Below are 11,858 nucleotides of genomic sequence, written 5' to 3' on the forward strand. Positions count from 1 at the left end.
CGTACCTCGAAGTCTATATCTCATTCCGAAGTATAAAACCAGCAGTATAAAGATCAAGCTGTTATTCGCATCGTTTGTATTCACTTTACACTTGTTCTCCGATGTAGAAGCTTGTCACCGCATGCTCTTGTTATCGCAGCAGATCGTATCAAAACCTGCCCAGACTGATACCAGCCACTACATTACAGCTTATTAAACAGCTCAAGCAGGCGTTCTAGTTCCTGACGATTATGATAGCTCAGCTCGATTTTACCTTTATCTTTGCTGCTATTGCGAATCTTCACCGTCGTTTGGAAACGATCACGTAGCGTATGCTCCAGATCAGCCAGATAAGGATCGGCTTTTTTATTTGTATCCGCCTCATTGCCTTTACGCTTGTTCTCCAGATTTTGCACAGCTTCCTCTAGCTGACGCACACTCCATTCGCCTTCGATCGCCTTATGAGCAAGGGCAAGCAGCAGATCCTCTTTTTTAATACTGGCAAGGGCACGTGCATGTCCCATCGATAATGTTCCACGTGAAACATATTCCTTAATCTCTTCCGGTAACGAAAGTAGTCGCAGGAAGTTGGCAATATGGGAACGAGATTTACCTACGCGCGCGGATAAATCCTCCTGAGTGAGCTTAAATTCATCCATCAAGCCTTGATAAGCAGTCGCGATTTCCATCGCATTCAGGTTCTCACGCTGTAAATTCTCGATCAGCGCAATCTCCATCACCTGCTGGTCGCTGAATGTACGCACGACAGCTGGAATCGTCGTTTTCCCGGCAGTTTGTGCGGCACGGAAGCGACGCTCACCCGCAATAATCTCATAGCCCTTTAGAACTTTACGGACAATAATCGGTTGAATGACACCATGCTGAGCGATCGAATCTGCCAGCTCCTGCATACCTTCATCGTCAAATGATTTACGTGGCTGGTACGGATTCGGACGCAGCTCTTTGATTGGAATTTCGATCACTTTATCATCCTCGCTTACAGACAGGGAAGGAATCAGCGCATCCAGTCCCTTACCGAGACGTTTACTCATACGATACCACTTCCTTTGCCAGCTCTAAATACACCTCTGCACCCTTGGAACGCGGATCATAGGTGATGATCGCTTTGCCATGGGAAGGCGCTTCACCCAGTCGTACATTACGCGGAATAATTGTCCGATAGACCTTATCCTGAAAATACTTTTTCACTTCTTCAATTACCTGCAAGCCAAGATTCGTACGTGCATCCAGCATAGTAAGCAGCACGCCCTCAATTTGTAGGCTTGTATTCAGGTGCTTTTGCACAAGTCGCACGGTGTTGAGCAGTTGACTCAATCCCTCCAGCGCATAATACTCGCACTGGATCGGAATAATGACCGAATTGGCAGCAGTTAGAGAATTAATCGTCAAAATGCCAAGCGAAGGCGGACAATCAATCAGTATGTAATCGTACCCCTGCTTGACCTGCTCAATCGCATTTTTGAGACGCAGCTCACGCGAGATGGCAGGCACCAGCTCCACCTCTGCACCAGCCAGCTGAATCGTCGCAGGAATAATATCCAGACCTTCAATCGCTGTAGACTGTACGGCATCCCCTGGTGCTATATCATTAATGATAACATCGTAAATACAATTTTCCACATCCGCCTTATTGATACCAACACCGCTTGTCGTATTGCCCTGCGGGTCGATATCAATCAACAACACACGTTTGCCCAGCGTAGCCAGACAAGCGCCCAGATTTACAGATGTTGTCGTCTTGCCGACCCCACCCTTTTGATTCGCTATGGCAATCACTTTGGACAACTACTTCACCCCAATGTTAGAAAGTCACTTGATGTACGGCTTTGTGGATACAGAAAAAGCGGCATCATGCCGCCCTTCTGTCAGCGCTTTGGTATTTTAATCACGATCTCGTAATGATCATCATGATCCTGTTCCGATGTATCAATCGCAAGACCGGAGCCGGATACCATATCGATCGACTGACGAATCGTATTTAAGGCCAGACGAACATCCTTGCTGTACGAGACACGCTTGGACTTCTTTTTGGTCTGACTTTTCTCCTTGTAAAAAGCAACCCGCGCTTCGGTCTGCTTCACATTTAGTTCTTTTTCGATAACTTCCTTCATGATGCGTAGCTGTAATTCCTCACTATCGAGTGATAACAGCGCACGTGCATGACGCTCGGTCAATTGACGAGCCATAAGCGCCTGCTTAATATCCTCGGGAAGCTGTAGCAGACGAATCTTGTTGGCGATGGTCGACTGGCTTTTGCCCAATCGCTGCGCCAGACTTTCCTGTGTGAGAGCATGCAGATCAAGCAGCTTTTGATAAGCGATAGCTTCCTCGATAGAGGTTAATCCCTCACGTTGCAGGTTCTCGATCAATGCAATCGAAGCAGCTTGCGAATCGTTAAATTCACGTACAATCGCTGGAATTGTCGGCAAGCCAAGCTTGCTTACTGCTCTCCAGCGTCGTTCACCTGCGATAATCTCATATTTTCCATCGCGTACGCGCACAACAATCGGCTGAATGATGCCATGCGTCTTGATCGTCTGGCATAACTCATCGATCTTTGCATCGTCAAATATCGTGCGGGGCTGATATGGACTGGTCGTGATGTTCGCAACCGGGATTTGTTTGACTTCATCCCCATTTACTCGTTCGGACAAGCCAAACAATTTGGAAATTTGTTCTTTCATTCCGTATGAGACCACCTAATCTTATGATAGCAGCACCTGTCCATACAAGGCAGGCGTACTTAAAATACCGATAACCGGCAAGCGGACTCGCTGCCTGTATGCCCGACATTGAGGCATGTTTCGTCTCCCCATTTTATCACTTTTCCATACATAATCCTACGATAACTGAATAAATTTCTGTGAAACTTGGTAGTGAAATTGTTTTGGAAAATCAGTGTGATTTGCAGGTTTTTTCGTAGTGAAGCAGTTGTTTCGGTTACTGAAATGATTGTAGTGATCATAATATAGGCGTATTCGTGTGAATGGTTGTGTACGGTGGCGTATGAGGATTTGTATATGTTGTTATGTGCTGAAAATAGTATGGAGATTGCGCTAAATGTTCCACGTGAAACATCCAAATGAAAGACCCTGCTTATATGATCTATTAGATGCTCTAGATGCATTAGACACTTTAGATCCTGCATGATTAATTCGTTCTGAACAACTCTATCATAGACATCCTACGCGCCTGTATATTTCTTTTACATTTCTGTTCGAAATAAAAAAAGCCCCTTCATCCTAACCTGCGGATAAAGGGGCTTTACTTGTTCTTGCTGATTCTATATATACCAGCACTATTAAATAGTAACGTAATCATTAGGCGAGCAATGTCTACAGCACCCGTATCTTCATTCAAAAATCCACATATCGGCTACCAATCAACAATCGATACCCAATCTAATAAACCTATACACCTACACTACATACCCATCATCAAAGCAGCGGCTCTTTCAGCGGTGTTCCTGCTTTACGTGGATACTTAGCAGGTGTAGCGGCTTCTTTTTCGATCAGGACGATATGACGGTCGGATTGCTCGACTGGCAATTGGAAGTGGTGCACTTGATCGAGCTTGCCTTTAAGCAAACCGAGACTACGACGAGATTCCTTAATCTCTTCTGTCAGGTCGCTCCCCTTCATCGCAGCGAATGTACCGCCGGGCTTAACAAAAGGCAGGCAGAATTCATTCAGGACAGCCAGACGTGCAACGGCTCTGGCGGTTACCAGATCATGTGCATCGCGATAGCCTTCCTTGCGTCCCCATTCCTCGGCACGTCCGTGGATTAGCTCAACGCCTTCTAGTCCGAGACGATCCACCACGCTTTGCAGGAATTTGATGCGCTTATTGAGCGAATCAATAATACGTAGCTTCAGATGTGGAAAAGCAATTTTAAGCGGAATGCCAGGAAAGCCAGCACCTGAGCCGATATCAGCCAGACTTGAAACTTTACCCATATCGGTATAAAAGGCAAGCGTAAGCGAGTCGTAGAAATGCTTCGTATATACCTGATCTCGCTCGGTTATGCCAGTCAGATTCATTTTTTCATTCCATGTGATTAGTTCTTCGTAATATGCTTCAAATTGCTGGAGCTGGCGCTCATCCAGTGTGATGCCCTTGGCTTCCAGCATATCGGTAAATTGTTGCTGTATCGAATCCATCATTACCCCCGGGATGCTGTTACGCGGTTATAGTGCTCCAGATAGACGAGCAGAATCGAAATATCGGCTGGTGTAACACCAGAAATACGGGAAGCCTGTCCAATCGATAGCGGACGGATTTTCGCTAGCTTTTGCTGTGCTTCAATCGCAAGTCCCTTCACTTCCTCGTACACGATATCTTCAGGCAGCTTCTTTTTCTCCATCTTTTTCAGACGCTCCACATGGGCAAGTTGCTTTTCGATATAACCAGCATATTTTGTCTGAATTTCGACCTGTTCTTTCATGTCTTCTGTCAATTCCTCTGGTGAAGGAGACAGGCTTTCGATATCGGCATACGATACTTCTGGACGACGCAGAACCGTTAGCAGATCAGTACCATTTTGCAGTGGTGCAGATTGGCGGGATTCCAGCATCTCATTCACATCAACTGGTTTCACTTTCACTTTGCTAAGACGCTCGACTTCACGTTCAACTTTTGCTTTTTTGTCGAGGAATTGGTGATAGCGATCTTCAGTAATCAGACCGATATCATGACCGATTTCAGTCAGACGCATATCTGCATTGTCATGACGAAGCAATAGACGATATTCCGCACGGGAAGTGAGCAGACGATATGGCTCATTCGTGCCTTTGGTAACGAGATCGTCGATCAATACGCCGATATAACCCTGTGAACGATCCAGTACAATGCCTTCTTTGCCCTGTGCACGGCGAGCAGCATTAATACCTGCCATTACACCCTGCCCAGCTGCTTCCTCATAGCCAGAAGTTCCGTTGATCTGACCGGCTGTGAACAAGCCAGGTACACGCTTCGTTTCCAGTGTTGGCCAGAGCTGCGTTGGCACCATAGCATCGTATTCGATCGCATAGCCATTACGCATCATCGTAACATTTTCCATACCTGGAATGGAGCGCAGTACACGCAGCTGTACATCCTCAGGCAGACTGGTAGACAGACCCTGTACGTAGTACTCGGATGTGTTTTTACCTTCTGGCTCTAAGAAAATCTGGTGCTTCGGCTTGTCGCTGAAACGAACCACTTTATCCTCAATCGATGGGCAATAGCGTGGGCCTGTACCCTCAATAATACCGGAGAACATTGGCGCACGATGCAGGTTGTCATTGATGATCTGGTGCGTTTCTTCGGAAGTATACGTTAACCAGCACGGCATTTGTTCATTGCTGGACGATTTGGTTTCATAGGAAAAGAACTTCGGCTGGTCATCACCAGGCTGAATTTCGGTTTTGCTAAAATCAATCGTATCGCGGTGTACACGCGGTGGTGTACCGGTTTTGAAGCGCACCAGTTCAAAGCCCAGCTCACGCAAATGCTCAGACAACTTGAGCGATGGCTGTTGATTGTTCGGGCCGCTCTCATAAGCCAGCTCACCCATAATGATTTTGCCGCGCAGATACGTACCCGTCGTCAAAACGATCGATTTACCTTTATAGGTCGTACCTGTCTGGGTAATCACACCTGTACATACGCCATCTTCAACGATCAGACGATCTACCATCCCCTGACGCAGCGTCAGATTCGGTTCATTTTCCATCGTTTCTTTCATTGCGTGCTGATACATGAATTTGTCCGCTTGTGCGCGCAGTGCGTGTACCGCCGGGCCTTTACCTGTATTCAGCATACGCATTTGAATAAATGTTTTATCGATATTGCGACCCATTTCGCCGCCCAGTGCATCGATCTCACGCACCACATGACCTTTTGCCGGACCACCGATCGACGGGTTACATGGCATAAATGCGATCATGTCCAGATTGATCGTTACCATCAGTGTGCTACAGCCCATACGTGCCGCAGCCAGTGCTGCTTCAGCGCCTGCATGACCGGCACCGATGACGATAACGTCGTATTCTCCACCCACATAGCTCATGGGTATTCCTCCTCTATTGCTCAAGCCACGATATGATCGTGGTTGCAAGTAAAATAAATAAAATGCCATTTCCTACACATCATGACTCTATATCGGCATCGACTGGTTGAGGACGGATAAGTATTACTCTTCAAGGAAAGCAAAACTGCATCGCGTTCCCTAGTAATCAACACCATCATTCATCGATATCGAATATCCTACTTTGTCCATTGTATTACTATGCTTTTGCAGGCTGAAGGTTATAAATAAGAGCACCCAGACCGCATACCTATCTATCCCAGCTTGATCACACACCATCATCGCTATTATGCTTCATAGCCATATGATCTCATCAGCCGATGCCTACTTCCCGTTTCGTTCCGTAGACACGTCAGAGTAGCCCTCAACCATATCGAAAAGGGCTACTCCAGTAGTATAACGTATAATTTACGATTTTATAGACGTTTTCCACAATAAAATCGGCAAAATATCAAAATTTTAAGCATCTTTCAACTGTATTTGAGCATACTGTCCCTGTGGATATGTTTTATTTTCCGAGACAGAACTGCGAGAAGATCTGATCAATCAGCGAATCCGGTGCGGAATCACCGATAATTTCACCCAGCTGCTCCCAGGCGAGACGCACATCGATCTGGATCATATCGATCGGAATGAACTGATCGGCTGCTTCATACGCATCCTGTAGCGAGCGCTTCGCCTGCTTGAGCAGACCGATATGACGTACATTACTCACATAGGTCACGTCATTCGCTTCCAGCTTTCCGCCGAAGAACAGCGACGAGATCGCCTGCTCTAATCGATCCACACCCTGATCATCCTTCACTGACATCTCGACAATTTGCTGCTCGCCAAAATGCTGCAACAATACACTACGATCCAGCTGTGCCGGCAGATCGATTTTGTTCAAAATCACGATCACCTGACGACCGCTAATCTGCTCCATCAGCTCCAGCTCATCCTCATGCAGCGGCTCGCTGCTATTGAGTACAAACAGCAATAGATCCGCATCATTAACCGCACCACGCGAGCGCTCTACACCGATCTTTTCCACCACATCCATCGTTTCACGAATGCCGGCTGTATCCAGCAGCTTGAGCGGAATATTATTAATCGTCACATATTCCTCAATCACATCGCGCGTCGTCCCCGGAATGTCCGTTACAATCGCCCGATTATCATGTGCTAACGCATTAAGCAGGGAGGACTTGCCCACATTCGGGCGTCCAACGATTGCCGTTGTAATGCCTTCACGCAAAATTTTGCCTTCATTTGCTGTACGCAGCAGCTTATCGATCTCTGCCATCACCTCAGCCGACTTGTTTTTGATCAGGTCAGCGGTAAAGGATTCCACATCATGCTCAGGATAATCGATATTCACCTCAATATGCGCCAGCGTTTCGATCAATGTCTGCTGTAATGGCTTAATCTGGCGTGACAGCTTGCCCTCCACCTGCTTGAGCGCAACTGAAAAGGCACGATCTGATTTTGAACGAATCAGGTCAATAACGCCCTCAGCCTGCGACAGATCAATCCGTCCATTCAAAAAGGCACGCTTCGTAAACTCACCCGGCTCCGCAATCCGGATACGCTGCTGTAGCAAAATATCCATTACACGACGCACAGCAACCACGCCACCGTGCGAGCTAATCTCGATCACATCCTCCATCGTAAACGAGCGCGGCGCACGCATAATCGTCGCCAGAACTTCCTCCACTCGTTCACCCGTAGCTGGATCGATAATATGTCCGTAATGCACCGTATGGCTATCTGCCTGATCCAGTGGAACGCGTCCTTTAAATATACGACTTACTTCTGCAACTGCTTCCGGTCCGCTCACACGAATAACCGAAATACTCGCTTCGCCCACAGCGGTAGCAATCGCTGCAATTGTATCGCTAACCATCTCCACTCATCCCTTCTTCCTCTATCTGTTCATGCGCTCATATTCTAATTTTCATAACTAGCTTCTATACGTGCAATGGGCAGCAACTAGATTTATCGTCTATGTCGTCACCATCATCTAGTGTGCAGAGTCCTGTCCTAAATAAAAAGCAATGATTTTCTACCCAAAGGTAAAAAATCATTGCAATACGATACGTTCTAAACATCAATTCCGCTCGCTTCCGGTAGCAGAGCCCGAGCGCAGTGCAATCACAACACGGCGATTCGGCTCTTCCCCTTTACTGGCGGTTTTGACACGATTATGATTTTGCAAACGTGCATGGATCACCTTGCGCTCCTGGGAGGACATCGGCTCCAGTACAACCTCTCTACCCGAACGAACGACCTTGTTCGCCAGCCGATCGGCTAACTCCTCCAGCGTCTTACGGCGGCGGTCACGGAAGTTCTCCGCGTCCAGCACAATCCGAATGAATTTGTCCGAGTAGCGATTGGCAACGATATTCACCAGATACTGAAGTGCATCCAGCGTTTGACCGCGCCGTCCGATTAGCAGCCCGAGATCACTACCTGAGATGCTCATCACATAGCCATCACGGTTACGTTTGACATCTACCTGTAGCTCCAGCCCAATACTTGTACCGACATCGCGGACGAGTTGCATCGCTTCTGCACATACCTCCTCCGGCGAAGCCGGACGATCTGTAGAAGCAGCAGGCTTCACAACAGCAGTATCCTCCTGCGGTGTTGCTGGTGGAGCTGTCTTGGTCACGGTAGACTCTGTAGCGCGTTGTTCACGCGGAGATACCGTTGTAGCTGGCTTTGGCTTACTGCTCGGAATAGACACCTGTGGTTCCAGCAACGTTAGCTTGACCTGGGCCTGCTTCACACCGATCAAACCGAGAAATCCTTTGGACGGTGCTTGCAAAATCGTCACGTCAACATATTCTTTGGTCGTATTCAGACGGGCAAGCCCTTCCGAAATAGCATCATCAATGGTTTTTCCAGACGCAATGACTGTAGTCATCTCGATGTTCGGCCCTCCTCAACTGTAGTAAGGATACTTAAGAACACTCCGGATTTACATGAAAAGGTATGCGTTTAGCGACGTTTCTTTTTCGATTTCTTCTTGTTGCGGTTTCTGTTCGCAGACGGGGTTTTCCCTGGATCAACTGCGACACCCAGATCCGTCACAACCGGCTGGTTGTTACGATACAGGAAGTAGTTTTGTACGATGGTGTAAATGTTGCTGTATACCCAGTACAGTGGCAATGCCGCTGGGAATGTCCAGGACATGATCGCGATAATAACTGGATAGATATACATCATCATCTGCATTGGACCCTGCATCGAAGCCGGGTTCATACGCATCATCATCCATGTTTGCAGGAATGTCGTTGCAGCAGCGATGAGTGGCAAAATATGAAATTTGTCAGGCTCGCCAAGCTGGAGCCATAGGAACGTGTGCTCACGCAAAGCACTGTTATAAATAATCGCATTATACAAGGCGATAAAAATCGGCATTTGAATCAGCAGCGGGAAACATCCGGCAGCAGGATTCACCTGATTTTCTTGGAACAGCTTCATTGTTTCAGCTTGCTGCTTTTGTGGATCATCCTTGTATTGCTCACGCAGCTTTTGCAATTGAGGTTGAATCGCTTGCATCGCTTTGGAGCTTTTTACCTGCTTGAGTGTTAACGGCAAAATCAGTGTACGTACAATCAACACCAGGACGAGGACAGCCAGACCATATTCACCGTTAAACCAGTTGGCAAATGTGTCCAGTGCATACGCAAACCAGTACACCACATACCGGTTCCACCATCCATGGTTTAATAAATCTGCTGTTGTATGGGTCTGTACCGTACTAGGCGTACAACCAGCCAACAGGGCTACCACTGCGAAAGCAGCGATAAGGAGGAACCATTTTCCCCCACGAGTCTTCAATTGCGACACTTCATAACCCCTCTCTTGACCATTGCATTTCCTTGCAAATCATATCATATTTGACAGCACAAATAAACCGAAAGCGTTACCGCCGCGAGCGTTTGAGCAGTGAAGATTTGCGCAGCACATGCAGAATGCTTTTCTCCAGCTCCTGGTAAGAAAGCGTGAGCGCTCCCTTGCGTACGATAAAGATCATATCGATATGCGGCACGATCTCCTCCGCATGATGACGCACAATTTCCTTCACAACCCGGCGCATCCGGTTACGAACAACCGCATTACCGACCTTTTTACTGACCGATACCCCCATGCGGAATTGCTCAATGTCCTTTTTTTGAAACCAGTACACAACAAACTGGTGATTGGCAAAAGACCGTCCATGACGGTATACGCGACTAAAATCAGCGCGGTTTCGCAAACGCAGCTTTTTTTGCACCCTTCATTCTCCTTAGCTTTGGCGTCCGGCAGATTATCAAGTAGGCAGCAGGCCGGTACGCGCTATTTTTGCCCGGTAGTGATGCATGGCAAAAATGCTTCCTTGTGTCGAATTCTTTAGTAGCATTCTTAGTTGTTCTATCGTTCAATCGCTTGCCCTGCATAGAATATGAAACATCATCTACCTATCGCTGGATAACCAGACGAATCGTCGATAAATATACCCTTTACAGAACAAACGGTAATATTAAGAAAAAAAGACCACCGCAGTGGTCTTTGTGTACATATTAGGCACTGATGACTTTTCTGCCTTTAAGGCGACGAGCCGCCAGCACTTTACGGCCGTTTTTTGTACTCATTCTTTTACGGAATCCATGTACTTTACTGCGTTTTCTTACATTCGGTTTAAACGTCGGTCTCATATTGTGCACCTCCTTGCAGGTAATCTATATCCCATATTGATTCTATGTCTGTTCACATAAAAATACCAATTTATATTTAATCATGGAAAACACCATGCCGTCAATGAATTTTCCGCATTTCGTAGGAATAATTTTTTCGAAATGTGAGCTAGAATACGGTACAAAAATTTTACTTCTATATATGCAGGTAAAACTTTAGCGGAAGTGGGTATAACGTGGATTGGATCTGGATTTGGTCTAACGGGTGTGAGTCGCTTTGGCCTGATGTATACAGATCAAAGATTAGATGGGTACAACAAGCGCTCTGAAAAAGTATAAAGGACAGAACTCAGATGGAGGCATGAGAATCTACGGTTTATTTAGGAGTAGATATAGCTTATCCCATTCAAACGATCATTGGATAAAAAATCAATGTTATTCATTAGACTCAGGTGAGATCGTAACAAAATAACAAAGACCACTTTAAAAGAACTTTTCTCATCACGCGAGCTACTTAATCACAACAAATCTTCAACAAATCAAAAACCATTTTTCATTTATCAATTTGATATGTACTGATGATCACTTGATCATTAACCTTCCAAAAGATTCTCGCCCTCCACCCGATCCCGTTACCTTATCCCTTCCCAGAACGCTTAATTCACATCCACATAAAAGAGACACAAGCCATTTATCCACAAACCATTTTAACCCCAAACTTATACACAGTTATCCACCATCAGCCATTTTCCCTGTGAATAGCGAAAAATTTTTCTCCACAACCCATCCCATGGTTCCGAACAAATTATAAACAATATCTTGTGGTGTGCATAACTTTTATACACAACAGATTGAATTTGTGGATAAAATGTCAGTTTTCATTGAAATCAAGGGTTCTTTTTGCTATTATGATATTGTTTTCGATGTGAATAGATCATTACAATCTAAAAATTATCAACAGCCTGTGGATAAAGTTGTGAACAATTTCCTCTTATCCATTTTTTATTTTATCCACCGCTTTGGTATTCTGGGGATAATTCTACGCCATTGAATATAACAATTTTCATTATTTCGATATCCTCGCATGGCTTCAGCCACAATTGGAAGTTTAAAAGGAGTGACAGTCT

10 protein-coding genes are annotated in these 11,858 nt (G+C 46.1%); all 10 read right to left on the bottom strand.

Annotated elements, in window-relative coordinates; translation table 11 throughout:
* Nucleotides 1–182: 182 nt before the first annotated feature.
* Nucleotides 183–1,031, bottom strand: a complete 849-nt coding sequence (locus tag SK066_RS23080) for a ParB/RepB/Spo0J family partition protein (RefSeq protein WP_320543186.1) — start codon at nucleotides 1,029–1,031, stop codon at nucleotides 183–185.
* Nucleotides 1,024–1,785, bottom strand: coding sequence for a ParA family protein (locus tag SK066_RS23085; protein ID WP_188778300.1), 762 nt, complete (start codon nucleotides 1,783–1,785; stop codon nucleotides 1,024–1,026). The genes SK066_RS23080 and SK066_RS23085 overlap by 8 nt, the downstream gene beginning before the upstream one ends.
* Nucleotides 1,786–1,865: 80 nt before the next feature.
* Nucleotides 1,866–2,684 carry a nucleoid occlusion protein gene (gene noc, locus SK066_RS23090; RefSeq protein ID WP_188778297.1) on the bottom strand — a complete coding sequence of 273 codons (819 nt, stop codon included), beginning with the start codon at nucleotides 2,682–2,684 and terminating at the stop codon, nucleotides 1,866–1,868.
* A gap of 753 nt (nucleotides 2,685–3,437) precedes the next feature.
* Nucleotides 3,438–4,160 (bottom strand): 16S rRNA (guanine(527)-N(7))-methyltransferase RsmG, encoded by a 723-nt coding sequence (gene rsmG / locus SK066_RS23095; protein ID WP_320544954.1) that lies wholly within the window; start codon nucleotides 4,158–4,160, stop codon nucleotides 3,438–3,440.
* A gap of 2 nt (nucleotides 4,161–4,162) precedes the next feature.
* Complete coding sequence (gene mnmG / locus SK066_RS23100) at nucleotides 4,163–6,049, bottom strand: tRNA uridine-5-carboxymethylaminomethyl(34) synthesis enzyme MnmG (protein ID WP_250345612.1); 1,887 nt, start codon at nucleotides 6,047–6,049, stop codon at nucleotides 4,163–4,165.
* A 526-nt stretch (nucleotides 6,050–6,575) separates the two neighbouring features.
* Nucleotides 6,576–7,952, bottom strand: coding sequence for a tRNA uridine-5-carboxymethylaminomethyl(34) synthesis GTPase MnmE (mnmE, locus tag SK066_RS23105; protein WP_320543187.1), 1,377 nt, complete (start codon nucleotides 7,950–7,952; stop codon nucleotides 6,576–6,578).
* A 204-nt stretch (nucleotides 7,953–8,156) separates the two neighbouring features.
* The gene (gene jag / locus SK066_RS23110; protein WP_320543188.1) at nucleotides 8,157–8,975 is read right to left on the bottom strand and encodes an RNA-binding cell elongation regulator Jag/EloR; all 819 of its coding nucleotides are present in this window, start codon (nucleotides 8,973–8,975) and stop codon (nucleotides 8,157–8,159) included.
* A 74-nt stretch (nucleotides 8,976–9,049) separates the two neighbouring features.
* Nucleotides 9,050–9,904: a YidC/Oxa1 family membrane protein insertase gene (locus SK066_RS23115; protein WP_188778289.1), complete on the bottom strand. Its 855-nt coding sequence runs from the start codon at nucleotides 9,902–9,904 to the stop codon at nucleotides 9,050–9,052.
* Nucleotides 9,905–9,980: 76 nt separating this feature from the next.
* Nucleotides 9,981–10,331 (bottom strand): ribonuclease P protein component, encoded by a 351-nt coding sequence (rnpA, locus tag SK066_RS23120; protein ID WP_188778287.1) that lies wholly within the window; start codon nucleotides 10,329–10,331, stop codon nucleotides 9,981–9,983.
* Between the two features lie 286 nt (nucleotides 10,332–10,617).
* Nucleotides 10,618–10,752, bottom strand: a complete 135-nt coding sequence (rpmH, locus tag SK066_RS23125; RefSeq protein WP_017815451.1) for a 50S ribosomal protein L34 — start codon at nucleotides 10,750–10,752, stop codon at nucleotides 10,618–10,620.
* Between the last annotated feature and the right edge of the window lie 1,106 nt (nucleotides 10,753–11,858).

This window comes from Paenibacillus hunanensis, from assembly GCF_034055775.1.
GTDB lineage: Bacteria > Bacillota > Bacilli > Paenibacillales > Paenibacillaceae > Saccharibacillus > Saccharibacillus hunanensis.

What these genes read in the sequence shown, in the direction of transcription:
- SK066_RS23080 (WP_320543186.1), bottom strand. Translation starts at nt 1,031, where the DNA reads ATGAGTAAACGTCTCGGTAAGGGACTGGATGCGCTGATTCCTTCCCTG.
- noc (WP_188778297.1), bottom strand. Translation starts at nt 2,684, where the DNA reads ATGAAAGAACAAATTTCCAAATTGTTTGGCTTGTCCGAACGAGTAAAT.
- rsmG (WP_320544954.1), bottom strand. Translation starts at nt 4,160, where the DNA reads ATGGATTCGATACAGCAACAATTTACCGATATGCTGGAAGCCAAGGGC.
- mnmG (WP_250345612.1), bottom strand. Translation starts at nt 6,049, where the DNA reads ATGAGCTATGTGGGTGGAGAATACGACGTTATCGTCATCGGTGCCGGT.
- mnmE (WP_320543187.1), bottom strand. Translation starts at nt 7,952, where the DNA reads ATGGTTAGCGATACAATTGCAGCGATTGCTACCGCTGTGGGCGAAGCG.
- jag (WP_320543188.1), bottom strand. Translation starts at nt 8,975, where the DNA reads ATGACTACAGTCATTGCGTCTGGAAAAACCATTGATGATGCTATTTCG.
- rpmH (WP_017815451.1), bottom strand. Translation starts at nt 10,752, where the DNA reads ATGAGACCGACGTTTAAACCGAATGTAAGAAAACGCAGTAAAGTACAT.